This is a genomic window from Lysobacter korlensis (assembly GCF_042434515.1).
Genome location: NZ_JBHLTG010000003.1, coordinates 19,271 through 39,885, shown reverse-complemented (window position 1 = coordinate 39,885; position 20,615 = coordinate 19,271). Strand labels below are relative to the sequence as shown.

Below are 20,615 nucleotides of genomic sequence, written 5' to 3'. Positions count from 1 at the left end.
GCGGCAGGCCATCCGAACTGAGATGGTCCGCACGTTCGATACGCGTCGGCGCTCAAGCCAGCAGGCGCTCCACGACCCGCTGGGCAAGCTCGGCCGCAGGCACGGCGGTCGTGTCCAGCCGCAGCTCGGGCGTTTCGGGCGCCTCGTACGGTGAGGAAATGCCGGTGAAGTTCGGAATCTTGCCCGCGCGCGCCTTCGCGTAGAGCCCCTTCACGTCGCGCTGCTCGGCCACTTCCAGCGGCGTGTCGATGAACACCTCGACGAACTCGCCCGGGTCGAACAGCTCGCGCGCCATCTGCCGCTCGGCCCGGAACGGCGAGATGAAGCTGACCAGCACGATCAGCCCGGCGTCGGTCATCAGCTTCGCCACTTCGGCAACGCGGCGGATGTTCTCGACGCGGTCCTCGTCGGTGAACCCGAGGTCCTTGTTGAGGCCGTGGCGCACGTTGTCGCCGTCAAGGATGTAGGTGTGCAGGCCGAGGGTGTGCAGCTTGCGCTCGACGAGGTTTGCGATCGTCGACTTGCCCGACCCGGACAGGCCGGTGAACCACACGCAGCGCGGCTGCTGCGACTTGCTGCGCGCACGTGCCGCCTTGTCGACGTCGATGTGCTGCCAGTGGATGTTGCCGGCGCGGCGCAGCGCGAAGTCCAGGGTGCCGGCGGCGACCGTGGCGTTGGTCTGGCGGTCGATCAGGATGAAGCCGCCGAGCTCGCGGTTGTCGCGATACGCCTCGAACGCGACCGGCTGGTCCAGGTAGAGATTGCAGTAGCCGACCTCGTTGAGCTCGAGGTGCTTGGCCGCAAGCTCGTCCTGCGTGTTGACGTCGACCTTGTGCTTGATCTCGGTGACGCTCGCACTCACGGTGCGCGTGCCGATCTTGAGCCAGTACGGCCGGCCCGGCAGCAGCGGCTGCTCGCCCAGCCACAGCACGTGCGCGGCGAACTGGTCGGCGACCTGCGGCGGGTTGTGCGCATCGGCGATCACGTCGCCGCGGCTGATGTCGAGCTCGTCGTCCAGCGTCAGCGTGACCGCCTGCCCCGAGGCCGCGGTTGCAAGGTCGCCGTCCGCGGTGACGATGCGCGCCACGCGCGAGCGGCGGCCCGACGGCAGCGCGACGATCTCGTCGCCCGGCTTCACCTGCCCGGCGACGATCGTGCCGGCAAAGCCGCGGAAGTCCTGGTTCGGCCGGTTGACCCACTGCACCGGCAGGCGGAAACCGACATCACGGCCATCGCGTGCCGTGTCGACGGTTTCCAGGTACTCGAGCACGCTCGGGCCCTCGTACCACGGCGTGGACCGCGAGCGCTGCAGCAGGTTGTCGCCCTTGAGTGCCGACAGCGGCACTGTGGTGACGTGTTCGATGCCGAGTTGCTCCGCAAGCGCGCGGTAGCCGGATTCGATCTCGTCGAACACGCGCTGGTCGTACTCGACCAGGTCCATCTTGTTGACCGCGAGCAGCACGTGGCGAATGCCGAGCAGCGAGACGATGTAGCTGTGCCGCCGCGTCTGCGTCAGCAGGCCCTTGCGCGCATCAACGAGCACGATCGCCACATCCGCGGTCGATGCACCGGTGGCCATGTTGCGCGTGTACTGCTCGTGGCCGGGGCAGTCGGCGACGATGAACTTACGCCGCTCGGTACTGAAGAAGCGGTAAGCAACGTCGATCGTGATGCCCTGCTCGCGCTCGGCGGACAGCCCGTCGAGCAGCAGCGCGTAATCGATCTCGCCGTTCTGGGTGCCGTGGCGGCGGCTGTCGGATTCCAGCGCGGCCAGCTGGTCGACGAACAGTCCGCGCGTGTCGTGCAGCAGGCGGCCGATCAACGTGCTCTTGCCGTCATCCACGCTGCCGCAGGTGATGAAGCGCAACAGGCCCTTGGTCTCGTGCTGCTGCAGGTAGGCGGCGACGGTCGCGGCCGAATCATCAAGGCGCGTCATCAGAAATACCCCTCCTGCTTCTTCTTTTCCATCGAGGCCGACGGATCGTGGTCGATCACGCGGCCCTGCCGCTCGGACGTGGTTGCGACCAGCATCTCGGCAATGATTTTCTCGAGCGAATCGGCGTCGGAATCGATCGCGCCGGTCAGCGGGTAGCAGCCGAGCGTGCGGAAACGCACGCGGCGCATCTGCGCGGTTTCACCCTCGCGCAGCGGCAGGCGCTCGTCGTCGACCATGAGCAACGCGCCGTCGCGCTCGATCACCGGGCGCTCGGCGGCGAAGTACAGCGACGGCACCGGAATCTTCTCGCGGTAGATGTAGAGCCAGACGTCGAGTTCGGTCCAGTTCGAGATCGGAAACACCCGCACGCTCTCGCCCTTGTCGATGCGCGTGTTGTAGAGGCTCCACAGCTCCGGGCGCTGGCTCTTCGGGTCCCAGCGGTGCTGCGCGTTGCGGAACGAGAAGATGCGCTCCTTCGCGCGGGATTTCTCCTCGTCGCGGCGCGCGCCGCCGATGGCCGCATCGAAGCCGTACTGGTCCAACGCCTGCTTGAGCGCCTGCGTCTTCATCACGTCGGTGTGCACGCTGGCGCCGTGCGTGACCGGGCCGATGCCCTGCGCGACGCCGTCGGGATTGATGTGCACGCGCAGCTCGACGCCGGTCTCGGCCGCACGGCGATTGCGGAACTCGATCATCTCGCGGAACTTCCACGTCGTATCGACGTGCAGCAGCGGGATCGGCGGCTTGGCGGGCGCGAACGCCTTCATCAGCAGGTGCAGCAGCACCGAGCTGTCCTTGCCGACCGAGTACAGCATCACCGGGTTGCGGAACTCGGCCGCGACCTCGCGCAGGATGTGGATGCTCTCGGCTTCGAGACGGTCGAGGTGGCTCAGGGCGGCTGCGGGCATGGGGCTCGGGGGAAAGGCGGAGACGGAAGCGCCCGCGGCATGACGCGCGGCCGGGCTGGACGCTGCCGGCATGGTAGACGCCGCCGGGGACGCGGCGAAGCCGGCCGAAGTGCCGGTCAGGGCATGCGGAAGATTCATGGCGCTCCGAAATGCAGGACAAGGGTGCGCACACTCAGCGCGATGACCACCAGGCCGACCGCGACCAGCATCGGCTGCGGCCGGACGCGGCCGACGAACCAGGCGCCGAACGGGGCCGCGGCGATACCGCCGACCGCGAGGCCGACGATGACGCTCCAGTGGGTCAGGCCGAGCGTGAGCAGGAACACGATCGACGCGGTCAGGGTGACGAAGAACTCCACCGCGTTGACGCTGCCGACCGTGAGGCGGAATTCATTGCCGCGCGCGAGCAGGTTGCCGGACACCATCGCGCCCCAGCCGCCGCCACCGGCCGCATCGATCAGGCCACCGAAGTAACCCAGCGGCGCAAGGCGCGAGGTCACCCGGCGCGTCGGCGCGCGGCGCAGACCCTTCGCGACGATCACCACGCCGAGCACCAGCAGGTAGCTGGCGACCCACGGCTTGAGCAGATCGCCGTCCAGGCTCGCGAGCAGCCAGGCGCCGGTCCCGGCGCCGAGCACGGCCGGCAGCAGCAGGCCGCGAAACAGGGCCCGATCGATGTTGCCGAACGCGCGGTGCGACAGCGCCGAGGTACCGGTGGTGAAGCACTCGGCCGCATGCACGGTCGCGCTGGTCACGGCCGGTGGCAGGCCAAGCCCGAGCAGCAGGCTGGACGCGATCACGCCATAGGCCATGCCGAGCGCGCCGTCGATCAGCTGCGCGGCGATGCCGATCGCAACGTAGGACAGGAAGTCGGTGGGCAGTTCCATCTGGAGCGCAGGCCTGGCACGGGCAATGGCCGGCAGTATCGGGACGGGCCCGCGCCGCCGGAAACGAGGGCGCGGCATAAGCGCATAACGAGGGGTCCTTTCCGGCCGGCGTGCGCACTGCCTAGCCTGCGGGTGTCGAAATCCCGCTGTCGTACGCCCAAGGCCTGCCATGTCCGCGTCCCCCGCCTCCCTGCTGCCCCCCACGCAGCCGCTGTCGTCCGAACAGGCGGCCCTGCTCGACCGCCTCACCGGCGGCCTCGACAGTGCCGGGCTGTGGTGGCTGTCCGGCTATGCCGCGGGCCTGGCCCGTGCCGGCGTGGCCCCGGCGGCCCGCACCGCCGTGCCGGCCGCCCCCGAGGCCCAGCCCGCCACGACGCTGACGATCGTCTACGGCAGCCAGACCGGCAATGCGAAGCGGCTGGCCGAATCGCTCGCCGGACAGGCCGAGGCCGCCGGCCTCGCGGTGCGCCTGCTGCGCGCGGACGCCTACCCCACGCGCGAGCTCAAGAACGAACGCTATCTCTACGTCGTTATCAGCACCCAGGGCGACGGCGATCCGCCGGATGACGCCCGCGGCTTCGTCGAGTTCATCAGCGGCAAGCGCGCCCCGGCGCTGCCGGAGCTGAAGTTCGCCGTGCTCGGTCTGGGCGATTCCAGCTACCCGCAGTTCTGCGAGATCGGCCGCAAGCTCGACACCCGCCTGGCCGAACTTGGCGCCACGCGCCTGCTCGACCGCGGCGATGCCGACCTCGACCTCGAAACCGTCGCCGAGCCCTGGGTCACCCGCGCGCTCACCGTGGCCCGCGAGACGATCAAGTCCACGCCGCGCGCCAGCGTCACGCCGCTGCGCCCGCTCGCCGCAGCGCCGAGCGCGCCGACCCGCGAGGCGCCGTTCGCGGCCGAGCTGCTGGCCAACCAGCGCATCACCGGCCGCGGCAGCGACCGCGATATCCGCCACCTCGAGATCTCGCTCGAGGGCTCGGGCCTGCACTACGAGCCCGGCGACGCGCTCGGCATCTGGCCGGTCAATCCGCCGGCGCTGGTCGAGGCGGTGCTGCATGCGCTCGGCTTCGACGGCGAGCAGCCCGTCACGCTCGGCAACGACTCGCTGTCGCTGCGCGAGGCGCTGCTGCGTCGCCGCGAGCTGACCCGCCTGTCGCGCCCGTTCCTGCTGCAACATGCCAAGCGGGCGCGCAGCGACGTGCTCGACGGCGTGCTCGCGCCCGAAGGCGCGGCCCTGCTTGCATCGCTGATTGCCGAGCAGCAGCTGATCGACCTGCTGCGCACGTACCCCGCATCGTGGACGGCCGACGAGTTCGTCGCCGCGCTGCGCCCGCTCACGCCGCGGCTGTATTCGATTGCCTCCAGCCAGGCCGTGGTCGGCGAGGAAGCGCACCTGACCGTCGCCCATGTCGAATACGCGGTCGGCGAAGAGCTGCGCTGGGGCACGGCGTCGAACTTCCTCGCCCGCGCGGCCGAGGGTGAGCACCTGCCGGTGTTCGTCGAGGCGAACGAGCGTTTCCGCCTGCCGGCCGACACCTCGCGCGACGTGATCATGATCGGCCCGGGCACCGGCGTCGCGCCGTTCCGCGGCTTCGTGCAGCACCGTGCGGAGACCGGCGCGAGCGGCCGCAACTGGCTGGTGTTCGGCAACCCGCATGCGCGCACGGACTTCCTCTACCAGATCGAGTGGCAGGACGCGCTCAAGCGTGGCCAGCTGCACCGGCTCGACCTCGCGTTCTCGCGCGATGGCATTCGCGCGGTCGGCCATGCCGACGCGACGCCCGCCAAGACCTACGTCCAGCACTGCCTGCGCGAGAACGGCCGCGAGCTGTTCGCCTGGCTCGAAAGCGGCGCGCACCTCTACGTCTGCGGCGACGCGACGCGCATGGCGCGCGACGTGCACGCCACGCTCGTCGACGTGATCGCCGAGCACGGCGGCCGCGATGCCGAGGCCGCAACCGACTACCTCAACGATCTGCAATCGCAGGGCCGCTACGCCCGGGACGTGTACTGATGAGCGCGCACTCCGTCGAAGACATCAAGAAGGCCAGCCGCGGCCTGCGCGGCAGCCTGCTGGAAAGCCTGGCCGACCCGGTCACCGGCGCGCTCGCCGAGGCCGACCAGACGCTGATCAAGTACCACGGCAGCTACCAGCAGGACGATCGCGACATCCGCGACGAGCGCCGGCAGCAGAAGCTCGAGCCGGCGTACAGCTTCATGATCCGCACGCGCACGCCCGGCGGCGTGGTCAGCCCGTCGCAGTGGCTGCAGCTCGATGCGGTCGCCACCACGTTCGCCGAGCGCGGCCTGCGCGTCACCACGCGCCAGGCATTCCAGTTCCACGGCGTGATCAAGCGCGAACTGAAAGCCACGATGCAGGCGATCAACGCTGCGCTGATCGACACGCTGGCCGCCTGCGGTGACGTGAACCGCAACGTCGCGGTGGCGCCGAACCCGCTGCAGCCGGAGGTGCACACCGAGGTGTTCGCGCTGGCGAACGCGGTGTCCGAACACCTGCTGCCGGCCACGCGCGCGTACTACGAGATCTGGCTCGATGACGAGCGCGTCGGCGGCGATGCCGAGGCCGACCGCATCTACGGCGAGGCCTACCTGCCGCGCAAGTTCAAGATCGGCTTCGCGGTGCCGCCGCTGAACGACGTGGACGTGTTCGCGCAGGACCTGGGCTTCATCGCGATCATCGAAAACGGCGCGATCGTCGGCTACAACGTCAGCATCGGCGGCGGCATGGGCGCGTCGCACGGTGATGCCGAGACCTACCCGCGCCTTGCGGACGTGGTCGGCTTCGTCACGCCGGACCAGGTGATCGCGGTTGCCGAAGCGGTGGTGACCGCGCAGCGCGACTGGGGCAACCGCACCGTGCGCAAGCGCGCGCGCCTGAAGTACACGATCGACGACCACGGGCTGGACGCATTCAAGGCCGAGGTCGAGCGCCGTGCAGGCCTCGTGTTCGCACCAGCGTGCGCGTTTGCGTTCGACCACAACGGCGACCGCTTCGGCTGGACCGAAGCCGGTGACGGCCGTGCGCACCTCACGCTGCGCATCCTGTCCGGCCGCATCTGGGACCAGGACGGACTGCGCCACCAGAGCGGCATGCGGGCAATCGCGCAGGCCCTGCTCGAAGCCGACGGCGTGCAGCTGCGGCTGACGCCGAACCAGAACCTCGTGATCGCGAACGTGCCGGCCGCTCAGCGCGCGCAGATCGATGCGCTGGTCGCCGAGTACGGACTGGACACGCACGTGGCAGCCTCGCCGCTCAAGCGTGCCGCGCTTGCCTGCGTCGCGCTGCCGACTTGCGGCCTCGCGATGGCGGAAGCCGAGCGTTACCTGCCCGAGTTCGTGGAGAAGTTCGAGCAGCTGCTCGACCGCCATGGCCTGCTCGACCAGCCGATCCACCTGCGCCTGAGCGGTTGCCCGAACGGCTGCTCGCGACCGTACCTCGCGGAAGTCGCGCTCGTGGGCAAGGCACCGGGCCGCTACAACCTGATGCTCGGCGCCGATCACCGCGGCCAGCGTTTGAACACGATCTACCGCGAGAACGTCGACGAGGCCGCGATTTTCGACTCGCTCGATCCGCTGCTCGCCAGCTTCGCCGCCGAGCGCGCACACGACGAACACTTTGGCGATTTCCTCGTGCGCACCGGTGTCGTGCGCGATCGCCGCATTTCGCTGGAGGTAGCCGCATGAGCCCGCCCGATCCGATCACCGCCGCTGAATCGCCGCGCGCGCTGTCCGAACTCAATCGCTGGCTTGGCGCACGCGATGCGGAAGAGCGCACCGCCTGGGCGCTCGAGAACCTCGCGGGCAACCACGCGCTGTCGTCGAGCTTCGGCGCGCAGGCCGCGGTGTCGCTGCACCTGGTCACGCAGGTCAAGCCCGACATCCCGGTCATCCTGGTCGATACCGGTTACCTGTTCCCCGAGACCTACCGCTTCATCGACGAGATGACCGAGCGCCTGTCGCTGAACCTGCAGGTCTACCGCCCGCAGATCGGCGCTGCGTGGATGGAAGCGCGCATGGGCAAGCTGTGGGAGAAAGGCGTCGAAGGCATCGAGCGCTACAACCGCATGCGCAAGGTCGAGCCGATGCAGCGTGCACTGAACGAGCTGGGCGTGCGCACCTGGATTGCCGGCCTGCGCCGCAGCCAGTCGCGCAGCCGCGCCGAGATCGATTTCGTCGAGCTGCGCGACGGGCGCTGGAAGGTGCATCCGCTCGCCGACTGGAGCGACCGCGACGTCTGGCAGTACCTGCAGCAGCACGACCTGCCGTATCACCCGCTGTGGCACGAAGGCTATGTGTCGATCGGCGACGTGCACACCACGCGCCGCCTCGAGCCCGGCATGGACGTCGAGGAAACGCGCTTCTTCGGCCTCAAGCGCGAATGCGGCCTGCACGAACTCTGGGGCGAGACCTCCGACCGGGCAGCGTGAGGTGCCCTGCACAGGCCGATCCGCGCGGTGCCGGCGCCGCGTCAGGACGACTCGTGCTGCACCCGCATCACCTCGTCGATCACCTCGGCGAGCTGCTCGATCAGGACCGGCTTGCCGATGTGCGCCGAGAAACCGGCCTCCATCGCCGCGCGCGCATCGTCGTCACGCGCGAAACCGGTTGCAGCGATCGCCGGCAGGTTCGCAAACCGCGCGATGCCACGCACCCGGCGGATCAGCTCGTAGCCGTCCATCTCGGACATGCCCACGTCCGGCACCAGCACGTCGACAGGCTCTGACTCCAGCAACGCCAGTGCGTAACTCGGCGGTTTTCGCGGCTACGCGGTTCGGTGGCTCAAGCGCGCGGGTTGGCGGGTCCTGCATAACGCCCGCAGCTGCGGATGGGCGTGATGCGTTCCGGCATCGATAAGGACGGCGTACGCGATGACGGCGGCCTCCACACAGCTGCGCAGCTGTAGGGCAACCTTGGAGCAATGCACCGTAAAACGCCCCGGCGCAATCGACGCCGACGAGGCCGCAGCCGTTACATCGTGATCGTCTGGCTCAGCTCGCGCCAGCTCGGCGGCGCCGGCCAGTCGGCCTCGCTGTTGCCAGCCAACACGCGGCGCAGGTCCTGCCGGTCGATCTGCGGCGCCACCGCATGCAGCAGGTCCAGCGCGTAATCGCGCAGCACGCGCTCGCGCGGCAGCACGGCCCAGGCCACGCAGGTTGGGATCGCCTCGGGCGCATCCAGCGCCACGAGGTCGCTGTCGTCGGGCAGCATCGCCATTTCCGCGAGCAGGCCGACGCCGAGCCCGGCGCGCACGTAGGTCTTGATCAGGTCCGCGTCGCGGGCGGTCATCGCGAACTGCGGTTCGAATCCGCCCAGCGCAAAGCCGCGACGCAGCGACGAATCGGGCCGGATCGAGGATTCGTAGCTGACCAGTGGATGCTGGGCCAGCTGCTCCAGCGTCGGCGCCGCGCCGGACTGCGCCAGCGGATGCGCGCGCGGCACCAGCACCAGGCGCGACCACCGGAACAGCGGCACGGCCAGGCCGCCGCCCGGCGTGTCGCCGGCGGTGCTGATCAGCGCGAAATCGGCTTCGCCGCGGCCGAGCGTGGCGAGCACCTCTTCATCGCCGGTTGGCTGCAGGTGCACGCTGACCTGCGGATAGCCCTGCTTGAGGCGCGCGATTGCGGCGGGCAGCACGAAGCGCGCCTGCGTGTGGGTGGTCGCCAGCACCAGCCGGCCCTGGCTGTCGCGGCGCTGGTTGGCGGCAAACGAGCGGATGTTTGCGGCTTCGGCGAGCAGCCGCCGCGCATGCGCGAGCACCTGCACACCCGACGGCGTGATCGACTCCAGGCTGCGGCCCTTGCGCGAAAACAGCAGAAAGCCCAGCTCGTCCTCGAGTTGCTTGAGTTGCTTCGACAGACCCGGCTGCGTGGCATGCACGCGCTCGGCGGCCAGCGTGATGTTGAGGCCTGAATCGGCGATCGCGACGAAATAGCGGAGCTGGGTCAGGGTCATTGCGGCGGTGTCCGGGGCGTTGACGGATCGGGGCAGCCGTAGCGGATCCAATGCACTGTGATGGGGCTGGCATGGGAGCGTTTCGAGGTTGTTGGCCAGTGGTCGGGCCAGGCCTCTATCGCTCCATCCGAATAGAGGGATGCGACAACCTAGCTTGACCGATTCAGCATGTCCAGCTCATTCCCAGCCGGCATGAGCGAACAGTGGCAGGTCATTTCCGCCGGGTGGCGGTGCTGCGTAGGGTCCGATTTCACCCTCCCGGACCTGCGCCATGGCCGCCCTGTTTCCGATGTTCGCCGATCTCAACGGCCGCACCGTCCTCGTCGTCGGTGGCGGTACGGTTGCGCGGCGCAAGGTCGCCGCCCTGCTCGAAGCCGGCGCCCACGTCGTCGTCGGCGCGCCGGCGCTCGCCCCCGAGTTGTCCGAGCTCGCCGCGAGCGGCCGCATCGACCACCGCGTCGGCGCGTTCGAGGCCGGATGGCTGGACGACGCCTGGCTCGCGGTCGCGGCCACTGACGACGTGCAGACCAACCGCGCGGTTGCCGCTGCCGGCGAGGCGCGGCGGATCTGGGTCAACGTGGTCGACGACGCCGAGCTATCGAGCTACCAGGTGCCCGCACGTATCGAGCGCGGCCCGCTGCAGATCGCGATTTCCAGCGGCGGCGGCGCGCCGATGCTCGCGCGCCACCTGCGCGAAAAACTCGAGACGCAGCTCGACGAATCGCTCGGTGCACTCGCCCAATTGCTCGCCGATTCGCGCCAGCGCATCCGCACGCGTCTGCCCGACCTGCAGGCGCGCCGCCGCTTCTTCGATCGCCTGCTGGCCGGGCCGGTGCCGGGCCTGCTGCGCCGTGGCGCGCACCTCGCAGCCGTGCGTGCGCTCGACGAGGCGCTGGCAACCGCCGACACCGGGCAGCGCGCCGCCGGCCGCGTCGCGCTGGTCGGGGCCGGACCGGGCGACGCCGGCCTGCTGACGCTGCGCGCGCTGCGCCTGCTCAACGAGGCGGACGTGATCCTCTACGACCGGCTTGTCAGTCCAGAAGTACTCGCACTCGCGCGTCGCGACGCCGAGCTGGTCGAAGTCGGCAAGCAGGCCGGCGGCCAGTCGGTCACGCAGGAACGCATCCACGAGCTGCTGCTCGAACACGCACGAGCCGGCCGCCACGTGGTTCGGCTCAAGGGCGGCGACAGCTTCGTATTCGGTCGCGGCGGCGAGGAACTCGAGGTGCTGCATGCGCACGGCATTCCGTTCGAGGTCGTGCCCGGCATCACCGCGGCGCTCGCATGCGGTGCCTACGCAGGCATTCCTCTGACCCATCGCGGGTATGCGCAGTCGGTGCGCTTCGTGACCGCGCACTGCAAGGACTCGGCCGACACGCTGGACTGGCAGAACCTCGCAGCGGGACGGCAGACGCTGGCGATCTACATGGGCGTGGCCGGTCTGGAAACGCTGCGCGATCGGCTGGTGGCGCACGGGCGTGCGGCCTCGACGCCGTTTGCGATCGTCGAGAACGGCTCGCGGCCCGAGCAGCGCGTTATCACCGGCACGTTGGCCGATCTGCCGGAGACCGCGCGTACCCATCAGGTGAAGTCGCCCGCACTGCTGATCGTTGGCGAAGTGGCGGCGCTGGCGACGAAGCTGCATTGGTTCGGTGCGCCGCCGGTGGGTGATGTGACGCATGTGTTTGCGGAGGCGGCTTGATCGTACTTATGCGTGTGGAAGCGAGTGCTTCGGCCCGGGCGTGTCGGCCGGGGCGGCTCGCTTCCGGCTCGGTCAGGTCATCCCGGCCTGACTGGCCGCGCGGCCCATCCATGGGCCGCTCATCGCGCCCCCCGCCGGCACGCCCTCGGATCGAATGCGGTAGCTGGTAGAAAAGCCGGCAATGGCGCTCTGGGCGCTGCCGCAATCGAAATCCAAGCCCTGCAATCCGGTGTGCTTTCGCCAATCGAATTGCCAATTCCTACGGAGTCCCCATGGCCCTCTACGACAGCATCCTCGACACCGTCGGCAGCACGCCGATCGTCAAGCTCCATCGCATCGCGCCGAAGCACGTCACGCTCTATGCGAAGGTCGAATCGTTCAACCCCGGCGGCTCGGTCAAGGACCGTCTCGCGCTGGCGATCGTGCTCGATGCCGAGCGTCGCGGCGTGCTCAAGCCCGGCCAGACGATCGTCGAGGCGACGTCGGGCAACACCGGCATCGCGATGGCGATGGTGGCCGCCGCGCGCGGCTATCCGTTCGTGGCGGTGATGACCGAGACGTTCTCGATCGAACGCCGCAAGCTGATGCGCGCATATGGTGCCAAGGTCATCCTCACGCCGGCCGCCGAGCGCGGCACCGGCATGGTGCGCAAGGCGCGCGAGCTGGCCGAGAAGCACGGCTGGTTCCTGGCCAGCCAGTTCGACAACGAGGCGAACCCGGCCTTCCACCGCAGCACCACCGGCCCGGAAATCCTGCGTGATTTCGCCGGCAAGCAGCTCGATTACTTCGTCAGCGGCTGGGGCACGGGCGGCACGATCACCGGCGCCGGCGAGGTACTCAAGCTCGCGCGTCCGGATCTGAAAGTCATCGCCTGCGAACCAGCCGGCGCGGCGCTGCTGTCAGGCAAGGAGTGGCAGCCGCACAAGATCCAGGGCTGGACGCCGGACTTCATCCCGTCGGTGCTCAACCGCGACATCACCGACGACATCCTGCCGATCGACGACCTGCTCGCACGTGATACCGCGCGTCGCCTGGCGGCCGAGGAAGGTGTGTTCGTAGGCCTGTCGGCCGGCGCGACGGTTGCTGCCGCGCTGCGCGTGGCGGAGTCCGCGCCGCAGGGCTCGGTGCTGCTGGCAATGCTGCCCGACACCGGCGAGCGCTATCTGTCGACGATCCTGTTCGAAGGCGTCGCGGAAGGCTCGGATGACGAGTGGCTGGCATCGCTCGAAGCCGAGACCACCGCTGCCTGAGGCAGGCAATGCAAACCCGGCCGGTGGCGCAACTGCCACAGGCCGCTTCGATGAAAATTACGGGCGCCGGGCATCAATGCCGTGCGCCCGTTTTCATGTCACGTCGTAGCGCGCTCAGCCCGGCTGTCGCGCCGGGCCGCGACGCACCACATCAGCCAGAATCCCCAGCACCTTCTGTGCATCGGCGGGCTTGACCAAGTGATGGTCGAAGCCCGCCGCACGCGACAGAACGCGGTCGTGCGGCTGGCCGTAGCCGGTCAGCGCGACGTACATCGCCCGCTCGCCAGCCGGGTGGTCACGCAGCCGCGTGGCCAGTTCGTAGCCCGTCATGTCGGGCAGCCCGATGTCGAGGATGAACGCGTCGATCTGCCCCAGCCGCTCCGCGCTTTCTATCGCGTCCGCGGCGTTGTGCGCGGCATGGGACTCGTGCCCGGCCATCCGCAGTACGTCGGCGAGCAGCATCGCGGCATCGACGTTGTCGTCCACCACGAGCACGCGCAACGGCGTGGTCACCGAAGCCACCTGACCTGCGATCGGCCGTCCTGAATCCGGCTTCGCATTCGACAGCGGCAGCTCGATCGTGAAGCGACTGCCGGCATTCGCGCCTTGGCTTTCAGCGCTGATGCGACCGCCGTGCAGGCCCACGAGGCTGCGCACCAGCGCCAGCCCGATGCCGAGCCCGCCCTGCGAGCGGTCCGGCGTGCGGGTGCCTTGCGAGAACAGGTCGAACACGTTCGGCAGCAGCGCTTTATCGATGCCGATGCCGTTGTCGGTGACTGAGACGCGGGCCATGCCATCGCTGGCTTCGACCTCGACCGTAATGTGGCCGCCGGGCGGTGTGTACTTCGCTGCGTTGTTGAGCAGGTTGACGATGACCTGTACCAGGCGCGTGCGGTCGCCCTGCACGCAGGGCGCACCCGGGCCGGAGCGGATGCTGAGCGCATGGCCGCGGGCGGTGATCAGCGGCCTCGACTGCTCAACCGCAGCCGCGACCACGCCTGACAGGTCCAGCGTTTCCATGTCCAGCTGCACCAGCCCGCGCGTCACGCGCGACACGTCCAGCAGGTCATCGACGAGGTTGGTCAGGTGCGTGATCTGCCGGCCGATGACTTCCGCCGACGCACGCACGCGCTGCGGATCGTCAGCGGCCAGGCGCAGCAGTTGCGCAGCCGTGCTGATCGGCGCGAGCGGGTTCCGCAGCTCATGCGCGAGCATCGCCAGGAACTCGTCCTTGCGGCGGTCGGCGAGCCGCAGCGCTTCCTCGCGCTCGCCCAGCGCATCGAGCAGGCGCCGATGCTCGTGGATGTCGGTGCAGGTGCCCATCCAGCGCACCACGTCGCCATCGTTGATCTTCACCGGCACGCCGCGGGCCAGCACCCAGCGGTAGTCGCCCGACCGGTGGCGCAGGCGGTATTCGATTTCGTACATCTGCCCGGTCGTGCGGCTTTGCTCCCAGCGTTGCCGGGTGCGCTCCACATCGTCGGGGTGCAGCAGCCGCATCCACCCGTCGCCGTAGCTTTCGCCCTCGGCCGCGCCGGTGAATTCGTACCACTGGCGGTTGAAGTAGTCGCTGTAGCCGTCGGACTGGCTGGCCCACACCATCTGCGGCATCGCTTCGGTGATCGTGCGGAACCTGCGCTCGCTGTCGCGCAGCTCGCGCTCGATGCGCATGCGGTCGGTGACGTCCTGCTGCACCACCACGCCGCCGATGACCTCACCAGCGGCGTCGCGCACCGGCGAGGCGCGCAGCAGGATGGTGACGCGCTCGTCCGGCCGGCCGAATGGCTCGATCTCGACGATTTCGCCCTGCACTTCCTCTCCCTGCAGCGCACGCGCCAGCGGCCAGTCATTGGCGGTCAGGCGCTGTCCCGCGCCCGGCGTGCCGTCGGGCCACCAGCCCTTCCAATCGACGTATCGTTCCACGGAATCCGACTGCGGGTAATCGCCCCAGATCTCCCGCATCGCGGCGTTCGAAACCGTCAGCTGTCCATGCATGTCGGCATACACGATGCCGACCGGCGTCGCCTCCAGCAGGGCGTTGAGTCGCCCGCGTTCGGTCTCGGCGGCCTCCGCGGCTTGCACGGCGGCGAGCGTGGTTTCGCGCAGTTCCGCTTCGGTCTGCTTGCGTGCGGTGATCTCGACCACGGTGCCGAGGATGCGCTTGGCCGCACCGCCGTCGGGCCGAAAGAAACTGCCATGCACCGCGATCCAGTGGATCGACCCGTCGGGCCAGACCACGCGACACTCGAAGCTCCAGTCCTGCTCGGTGTCGCGGGCCTGCGCGAACGCAGCCACCACCCAGGCGCGGTCGTCCGGGTGCACCGCGGCAATGAACGCGTCGTAGTTCCAGTTCCGCACCGGCTCGTCGTAGCCGAAGCAGCGGTCGTGCAGGAATGAGGTGCGCGCGGCGCCGGTCGCCAGGTCGAGCTCCCAGGCGCCGAGCTGTGAACTGGCCAGGATGAACCCCAGACGCGCCACCGTCTCGCGCTGCTCGTCCCGCGCCCGGTGCAGCTCGGTGATATCGCGCGAGACCGACAGGATCGACTGCGGTTCCCCATCCCCGGCCGGCACCGGCGCGACGGTGACGTCCCACCAGCGCGGCGTACCCTTCTGGGTCGGGCAGAACGCGGTCAACCGGCGGGAGCGCCCCTGCCGCGCTTCCGCGACCGCGGCGGTCAACGCCGCGCGGCCTTCCTCGGGCCACAGGCTGGTCCACTCCTGACCGCACAGCGGCCCGAAGTCGTCGATCTCCATCGCGCACATGCCGTTGCGGTTCATCTGCAGCAACCGCCCGTCGAGGTCGAGCAGTTTCACGCAGTCGGGGCTGGCCTCGAACAGCAGCGAGTCGATACCCCGCGGGTCTGCCGACGGGGTCGCCACCGGCCATGCTGCATCGGCTGCGTTCATTCGTTTGTTGCCCAAGGCCAATCCGCTGAGGTTTCTGCAAAAAGCTGAGCTGATTATTATCCCCCGTTTCGCCTTTGATCCCGGTGACGGCCCTCGCTGCCGCCACCGGCAAAAACGAGACCGGTTGCAGTTGCACAGCAGCGATGCGCCGCTACGCTGTGCGGCTCGCGGCGCTGGGCCGCGCGGAGCCTGCATGACCGTCCCCGCCTCCACCGATTCCGACCTGCGCGAGTCTGCCCGCCTCGAGTGGGCCCGGGCCGCCACCGGCGACTCCTCGCTAGAACTCGTGCGTGCCTCGGCCGACGCCGGTTTCCGCAGTTACTGGCGCGGCCATGCGAACGGCATCAGCCGGATCGTGATGGACTCGCCGCCGGACAAGGAAGACGTGCGGCCGTGGCTGCGCATCCGCGACCTGCTCCAAGCCGGTGGCGTGCGCGTGCCGCAGGTGCTGGCCCGCGATGTCGATGCCGGCTTCCTGCTGCTCGAGGACCTCGGCGCGCAGACGCTGTTGCAGGTGATCGACGAAGGCAATGCCGATGCGCATTTCGACGCCGCGATCGGCCAGCTACTGAAGCTGCAGGCGATTGCCTGCCCGGCCGACCTGCCCGCCTACGACGAAGCCTTGCTCGCGCGCGAGCTGCGCCTGTTCGACGAATGGTTCCTGACGCGGCACCTGGGCATCACGCTCGACTGCCGCGACATGGAAGAGCTCGACCTCGTCTACCGCCGCCTGATCGATGCGGTGCTCGCGCAACCGCAGGTGCTGGTGCATCGCGACTTCATGCCGCGCAACCTCATGCCGGTCGACGACGGCCCGGCCGTGCTCGATTTCCAGGACGCGGTCCGCGGGCCGATCGCATACGACGCGCTGAGCCTGTTCAAGGACGCGTTCCTGAGCTGGCCCGAAGCGCGCGTCGACGCATGGCTCGACCAGTACCACAAGCGGGCACAGGCGGCCGGCCTGCCGGTGCCGGAGCGTGCGCGCTTCCGGCGTGACGCCGACTGGATCGGCGTGCAGCGGCACCTGAAGGTCATGGGCATCTTCGCGCGGCTGCACCATCGCGACGCGAAGCCGAAGTACCTCGAGGATGCGCCGCGGTTTCTTACTTACCTCGACGGCGTGGTGCCGCGCTACCCGGAACTCGCGCCGCTGCTCGCGGTGCTCGATCGCCACGTCCGGCCTGCGCTCGCGGCATGAACGCCCTGATCTTCGCAGCCGGCCTCGGCGAGCGCATGCGGCCGCTGACGGACCACACACCCAAGCCGCTGCTGCAGGTCGCCGGCCGGCCGCTGATCGTCTGGCACCTCGAAAAGCTGGCCGCGCTCGGCGTGCGCGAGGTCGTCGTCAACACCAGCTGGCTCGCCGACCAGTTTCCGCACGCGCTCGGCGATGGCTCGCGATGGGGCCTGCGTATCCGCTACTCGTTCGAAGGCCCCACTCCGCTCGAGACCGGCGGCGGCATGTGGCATGCGCTGTCGCTGCTCGGCGCCGACCGCGGACACCCGTTCATCGCGGTCAACGGCGATGTGTGGACCGATTACGACTTCAGGCAGTTGCCGCGCGAGCCGCGTGGGGACGCGCACCTGGTCCTGGTCGACAACCCGGTCCAGCACCCGACCGGTGACTTCGCACTCGACGGCGACACTGTGCGCAGCGACGGCCCGGCCCGGCTGACGTTCTCCGGCATCGGTGTCTACCGACCTGCACTGCTCGACCGCTGGCGCAGCGTCATCGGCGATGCGCCCGGCGTCGATGCCTCCCCGCCGCGCTTCAAGCTGGCGCCGCTGCTGCGGGCGGCGATGGCCACGGGCCGCGTCACCGGTGAGCACCATCACGGCGAATGGACCGACGTCGGCACGCCACAGCGGCTGGCCGAACTCGACACACGGCTGCGCGGCTAGCAGACGGCGGTCAACACGACGCGTATGGCGCGAGCCGCCTCGCGTCGCATCCGGTTGGGATTGGATCGCAGACCCCGCGCCAGCTCAGCGCGAGGCAGTGCCCAGCATTTCGCGCAGGAATGGCACCGTGATCCGCCGCTTCGCGGCCAGCGATGCGCGGTCCAGCCGGTCGAGCAGTTCGGTCAACCCCGCAAGGTCGCGCCCGACGCGACGCAGCAACCAGTCCAGCGCAGGTTCTTCGATCACCAGGCCGCGCCGCTGCGCGCGCTGGCGCAGCACTTCGCGCCGGCCAGCCTCGTCGAGCGGCGAAAGCACGATGCGTGTGCACTGCGACAGCCGCGAATGCAGGTCGGGCAGCGCGAGTTCGAGCGCATCGGGCTGCTCGGTCGCCGCATAAACCAGCGTCGCTCCGGACGCGCGTGCACGGTTGTGGGCGTCGAACAGCGCAATCTCGTCGTCGCGGTTGCCGGCGATGCACTCCAGCCCGTCCAGCGTCAGCAGGTCGTTACCCTCAAGCGCCTCGAGCGCGTCGCGCACGCGCCCGGTTGCGGCCTGCAGCGGCAGGTACGCGGCGCGGCGGCCTGCCGCCTCGGCCGCGGCGCAGCTTGCGAGCAGCAGATGGGTCTTGCCGGTTCCCGGCGCACCGGCCAGGTACAGCCAGTCCCCGCCGGCCGTGCACGCGGCCGCCTGCAGCTGCGCGATCGCACCTGCCGGCGCATCGAGATAGGTCTCCAGGCACTGGTCAGGGGGCGCGCGCAGCGCCAGTGGCAGCTGCGGCACCGGTCCGGGCTCGAGCGAGGCCATCAGCCGGGCTCGCGGCCCGATGCCCGCTCGGACGGGTCCAGCACGATGTGCGGCACGTCGCCCGCATACAGCCGGCTGTGCGTGTAGCGCTCCTGCGCGTAATGCAGCAGTACGTTGCCCACCGCCGCCACCGGCAGCGCCAGCAGCATGCCAAGGAAGCCGAACAGCTGGCCGCCGGCGAGCACCGCGAAGATCACCGCGACCGGGTGCAGGCCGATGCGATCGCCGACGAGCTTCGGGGTCAGCCAGTAGCTTTCGATCAGCTGGCCGACGCCGAACACCACCAGCACGCCGGCTACGTGCTGCCAATCGCCGAACTGCACCAGTGCGGCGATCACGCCGAGCACGACGCCGCTGGCCGGCCCGAGGTACGGCACGAACGTCAGCAGCCCCGCGATCATGCCGATCAGCAGACCCAGATCCAGCCCGACGATCCACAGCCCGACGCCGTACATCACGCCGAGGATCACCATCACGAGGAATTGCCCGCGCAGGAATGCGCCGAGCACGTCGCTGGACTCACTCGCGAGTCGGCTCACGGTCGGCAGCAACCTCGGCGGCACCAGCGACGCGATGCGCTCGACCAGCCTGTCCCAGTCGCGCAGGAAGAAGAACGCAAGCACCGGCACCAGCAGCGCGTTGATGAGCAACGACAGCAGCACCGAGCCCGAGCGCGACAGGTACGCGAGCGCCGTCGCGGCGAAACCGCCGGCGCGCTGCCAGTTCTCGCGCACCATCGCGACCGCGTAATCGAAGTCCAGCCAGCGGTCCACATCCACCCGTGTGCGCGTTTCAACCCAGGGCAGCAGCGTATCGACGAACCACTCCCGGTAGCGCGGCAGCGATTCGATCAGCGTGATGACCTGGCGCTGGATCAGCGGCACCAGCAGCAGCAATACCAGCACCAGCGCGACCGTCATCGCCGAGAACACCAGCGCGACCGCGGTGCCGCGCGAGCGGCCCGCGGCTTCGAGCCGGTCGACGAGCGGATCGCCGAGCCAGCCCAGCATCGCCGCCAGGACGAACGGCGTCAGCACGGGCGCGAGCAGCCACAGCACCCACAGCGCGAACAGCACGATGGCCGCCCACTGGAGTCGCCTCAGGAAGCGGGCGATCTCCTCGATCGGAGTGGCGGCGACGTCCATCAGCGCAGCCGGAACGCGGGCTCGTCGCCTTCATCGGCCGCCAGCACGCCGTCCTTCGCGGTCGCGCGCTTGAAGCCCTCCACGCCGCTGACGAGCTCGAGCTGCAGCACCAGTCGATCGGGCGAGGCGGTGACCGGCACGATACGGCGCACCACGGCCTGCTTCTGCAGGTAGCCCATCAACCGGATGTAGTCGTCGCCGCTGCGCAGGCCGGTGAACGTCACCGTGTATTCGCCCGCCGGGCCGGCGCCCTCGCGCGGCTTGGCGTACTTCTTGACCAGCGCATCGGCCGCGCCATCGGCGCCGCTCGCCATCGCCCGGCGTGCATCGCGCTCGGTCTTCGACCACTGCGACAGCACCTTGCCGTTGTCGACCATGATCCAGTCGGCAGTCCAGCCGCCCTTGCCGTCGCGGTAGAGCTTGCCGATCAGCTGCATCGGGGGTGCATAGCGCTGCGATGCGCGCGCGATCGCGGCGGTGTCGCCTCGCCAGATCGCGGCCACCAGCGCCTGCTCGGCGGCGGTGCCGGCCGGCAGGCCGAGGCGGTAGCCGCGCTCGATCGCACGATCCAGCACCGAGCGAGCGGCGGCCGCGCCCTGCAGGCCGACCAGACGCGGGCCGCTGCCATCGTCGATCGCCAGCCACAGCACCGGCTTCGCGCGCGGCTGCGGCCACACCGGCAGGCCCAGCGTGTCGACCAGCGCCTCGATCTTCTCCTCGTCGTAGCGCACCACCAGCACCGTGCGGAAGCTCGGCGCGCCACTGGCCGACACCCCCTCGTCCTGGCGGTAGTCGTGGCCCTTCACGTACTCGCCGGCCTTGCGCAGCTCCTGGCCGACGCCGGGCTTGGACGTGACCGTGCGGTCGCCGGTGATCTTCGTCAGCACCTCGACCAGGCCGCGCGTAAACGCCGCATTGCGCTGGGCCGGCGCCTGGTTGGTGACGGTGATCTCGGCCGCATACGCGCCCTCCGCCTTTGCGCGATCGCCTTCCACGCGCTGCGCGGCGGCGCCGAAGCTCGCCATCACCAGCATCGCCACCCAGATCCAACGTCTTGCGCGAGTCACGAACGGCATCGCATTTCCCGAGGGCCGAAATCGCGGGAATGGTGCCGCAGCCGCGCCGGCACGTCCATTCAATGCGCGGGCACGGCCGGCCGCCGCTGTTAAAATCGCCGGCTTCCTTCCGCGACCGACGA

16 protein-coding genes are annotated in these 20,615 nt (G+C 69.5%); 7 read left to right on the top strand and 9 right to left on the bottom strand.

Translation table 11 applies throughout. From position 1 onward, the window contains the following. Positions 1-52 precede the first annotated feature (52 nt). From cysN to ACFFGH_RS13345, 3 genes are all read right to left on the bottom strand, one after another. Positions 53-1,936, bottom strand: a complete 1,884-nt coding sequence (gene cysN, locus ACFFGH_RS13355) for a sulfate adenylyltransferase subunit CysN (RefSeq protein WP_386669038.1) — start codon at positions 1,934-1,936, stop codon at positions 53-55. Continuing rightward, a complete protein-coding gene (gene cysD / locus ACFFGH_RS13350) occupies positions 1,936-2,844 on the bottom strand; it encodes a sulfate adenylyltransferase subunit CysD (RefSeq protein WP_386669036.1) in 909 nt (302 codons plus the stop codon). The genes cysN and cysD overlap by 1 nt, the downstream gene beginning before the upstream one ends. 134 nt (positions 2,845-2,978) lie before the next feature. After that, positions 2,979-3,731 carry a sulfite exporter TauE/SafE family protein gene (locus ACFFGH_RS13345; protein ID WP_386669034.1) on the bottom strand — a complete coding sequence of 251 codons (753 nt, stop codon included), beginning with the start codon at positions 3,729-3,731 and terminating at the stop codon, positions 2,979-2,981. A 169-nt stretch (positions 3,732-3,900) separates the two neighbouring features. On the opposite strand from ACFFGH_RS13345, the gene ACFFGH_RS13340 reads away from it, so the two are divergent. Genes ACFFGH_RS13340 through ACFFGH_RS13330 form a run of 3 tightly spaced genes read left to right on the top strand, consistent with a single transcriptional unit; the run spans position 3,901 to position 8,182 of the window. Continuing rightward, positions 3,901-5,748 carry an assimilatory sulfite reductase (NADPH) flavoprotein subunit gene (locus ACFFGH_RS13340; RefSeq protein ID WP_386669032.1) on the top strand — a complete coding sequence of 616 codons (1,848 nt, stop codon included), beginning with the start codon at positions 3,901-3,903 and terminating at the stop codon, positions 5,746-5,748. Then, the gene (gene cysI / locus ACFFGH_RS13335) at positions 5,748-7,439 is read left to right on the top strand and encodes an assimilatory sulfite reductase (NADPH) hemoprotein subunit (RefSeq protein WP_386669031.1); all 1,692 of its coding nucleotides are present in this window, start codon (positions 5,748-5,750) and stop codon (positions 7,437-7,439) included. Before ACFFGH_RS13340 ends, cysI begins: the two co-directional genes overlap by 1 nt. Further along, positions 7,436-8,182: a phosphoadenylyl-sulfate reductase gene (locus tag ACFFGH_RS13330; RefSeq protein WP_386669029.1), complete on the top strand. Its 747-nt coding sequence runs from the start codon at positions 7,436-7,438 to the stop codon at positions 8,180-8,182. Before cysI ends, ACFFGH_RS13330 begins: the two co-directional genes overlap by 4 nt. Before the next feature lie 41 nt (positions 8,183-8,223). Here ACFFGH_RS13330 and ACFFGH_RS13325 read toward each other — a convergent pair whose 3' ends face one another. Beyond that, a complete protein-coding gene (locus ACFFGH_RS13325) occupies positions 8,224-8,487 on the bottom strand; it encodes a response regulator (protein ID WP_386669028.1) in 264 nt (87 codons plus the stop codon). Between the two features lie 236 nt (positions 8,488-8,723). Then, positions 8,724-9,707, bottom strand: a complete 984-nt coding sequence (locus ACFFGH_RS13320; RefSeq protein ID WP_386669026.1) for a LysR family transcriptional regulator — start codon at positions 9,705-9,707, stop codon at positions 8,724-8,726. A 271-nt stretch (positions 9,708-9,978) separates the two neighbouring features. Between ACFFGH_RS13320 and cysG the strand changes: the two genes are divergently transcribed. Then, a complete protein-coding gene (gene cysG / locus ACFFGH_RS13315) occupies positions 9,979-11,409 on the top strand; it encodes a siroheme synthase CysG (RefSeq protein WP_386669024.1) in 1,431 nt (476 codons plus the stop codon). 272 nt (positions 11,410-11,681) lie between these two features. After that, the gene (gene cysK / locus ACFFGH_RS13310; RefSeq protein WP_386669022.1) at positions 11,682-12,659 is read left to right on the top strand and encodes a cysteine synthase A; all 978 of its coding nucleotides are present in this window, start codon (positions 11,682-11,684) and stop codon (positions 12,657-12,659) included. A 114-nt stretch (positions 12,660-12,773) separates the two neighbouring features. On the opposite strand, the gene ACFFGH_RS13305 is transcribed toward cysK, so the two are convergent. Then, entirely contained in the window at positions 12,774-15,761 is a 2,988-nt protein-coding gene (locus tag ACFFGH_RS13305; RefSeq protein ID WP_386669021.1) for a PAS domain-containing hybrid sensor histidine kinase/response regulator, read from the bottom strand. On the opposite strand from ACFFGH_RS13305, the gene ACFFGH_RS13300 reads away from it, so the two are divergent. Together ACFFGH_RS13300 and murU are read left to right on the top strand one after the other, a co-directional pair. Then, positions 15,760-16,764 (top strand): aminoglycoside phosphotransferase family protein, encoded by a 1,005-nt coding sequence (locus ACFFGH_RS13300; RefSeq protein ID WP_386669019.1) that lies wholly within the window; start codon positions 15,760-15,762, stop codon positions 16,762-16,764. The two genes, ACFFGH_RS13305 and ACFFGH_RS13300, sit on opposite strands and share 2 nt — an antisense overlap. Then, positions 16,761-17,468 (top strand): N-acetylmuramate alpha-1-phosphate uridylyltransferase MurU, encoded by a 708-nt coding sequence (gene murU / locus ACFFGH_RS13295; RefSeq protein ID WP_386669017.1) that lies wholly within the window; start codon positions 16,761-16,763, stop codon positions 17,466-17,468. Before ACFFGH_RS13300 ends, murU begins: the two co-directional genes overlap by 4 nt. Before the next feature lie 84 nt (positions 17,469-17,552). On the opposite strand, the gene hda is transcribed toward murU, so the two are convergent. From hda to ACFFGH_RS13280, 3 genes are read right to left on the bottom strand one after another with little or no spacing between them, the layout of a single operon-like run. Beyond that, positions 17,553-18,272, bottom strand: a complete 720-nt coding sequence (hda, locus tag ACFFGH_RS13290) for a DnaA regulatory inactivator Hda (RefSeq protein ID WP_386669015.1) — start codon at positions 18,270-18,272, stop codon at positions 17,553-17,555. Continuing rightward, complete coding sequence (locus ACFFGH_RS13285; protein ID WP_386669013.1) at positions 18,272-19,417, bottom strand: AI-2E family transporter; 1,146 nt, start codon at positions 19,415-19,417, stop codon at positions 18,272-18,274. Before ACFFGH_RS13285 ends, hda begins: the two co-directional genes overlap by 1 nt. Further along, positions 19,417-20,493 carry a DUF2066 domain-containing protein gene (locus ACFFGH_RS13280; protein ID WP_386669012.1) on the bottom strand — a complete coding sequence of 359 codons (1,077 nt, stop codon included), beginning with the start codon at positions 20,491-20,493 and terminating at the stop codon, positions 19,417-19,419. Before ACFFGH_RS13280 ends, ACFFGH_RS13285 begins: the two co-directional genes overlap by 1 nt. Positions 20,494-20,615: the final 122 nt, after the last annotated feature.

Bases quoted from the DNA above. Each gene is read 5' to 3' on its own strand.
- cysN (WP_386669038.1), bottom strand. From the start codon at position 1,936: ATGACGCGCCTTGATGATTCGGCCGCGACCGTCGCCGCCTACCTGCAG.
- cysD (WP_386669036.1), bottom strand. From the start codon at position 2,844: ATGCCCGCAGCCGCCCTGAGCCACCTCGACCGTCTCGAAGCCGAGAGC.
- ACFFGH_RS13345 (WP_386669034.1), bottom strand. From the start codon at position 3,731: ATGGAACTGCCCACCGACTTCCTGTCCTACGTTGCGATCGGCATCGCC.
- ACFFGH_RS13340 (WP_386669032.1), top strand. From the start codon at position 3,901: ATGTCCGCGTCCCCCGCCTCCCTGCTGCCCCCCACGCAGCCGCTGTCG.
- cysI (WP_386669031.1), top strand. From the start codon at position 5,748: ATGAGCGCGCACTCCGTCGAAGACATCAAGAAGGCCAGCCGCGGCCTG.
- ACFFGH_RS13330 (WP_386669029.1), top strand. From the start codon at position 7,436: ATGAGCCCGCCCGATCCGATCACCGCCGCTGAATCGCCGCGCGCGCTG.
- ACFFGH_RS13320 (WP_386669026.1), bottom strand. From the start codon at position 9,707: ATGACCCTGACCCAGCTCCGCTATTTCGTCGCGATCGCCGATTCAGGC.
- cysG (WP_386669024.1), top strand. From the start codon at position 9,979: ATGGCCGCCCTGTTTCCGATGTTCGCCGATCTCAACGGCCGCACCGTC.
- cysK (WP_386669022.1), top strand. From the start codon at position 11,682: ATGGCCCTCTACGACAGCATCCTCGACACCGTCGGCAGCACGCCGATC.
- ACFFGH_RS13300 (WP_386669019.1), top strand. From the start codon at position 15,760: ATGACCGTCCCCGCCTCCACCGATTCCGACCTGCGCGAGTCTGCCCGC.
- ACFFGH_RS13305 (WP_386669021.1), bottom strand. From the start codon at position 15,761: ATGCAGGCTCCGCGCGGCCCAGCGCCGCGAGCCGCACAGCGTAGCGGC.
- murU (WP_386669017.1), top strand. From the start codon at position 16,761: ATGAACGCCCTGATCTTCGCAGCCGGCCTCGGCGAGCGCATGCGGCCG.
- hda (WP_386669015.1), bottom strand. From the start codon at position 18,272: ATGGCCTCGCTCGAGCCCGGACCGGTGCCGCAGCTGCCACTGGCGCTG.
- ACFFGH_RS13285 (WP_386669013.1), bottom strand. From the start codon at position 19,417: ATGGACGTCGCCGCCACTCCGATCGAGGAGATCGCCCGCTTCCTGAGG.
- ACFFGH_RS13280 (WP_386669012.1), bottom strand. From the start codon at position 20,493: ATGCCGTTCGTGACTCGCGCAAGACGTTGGATCTGGGTGGCGATGCTG.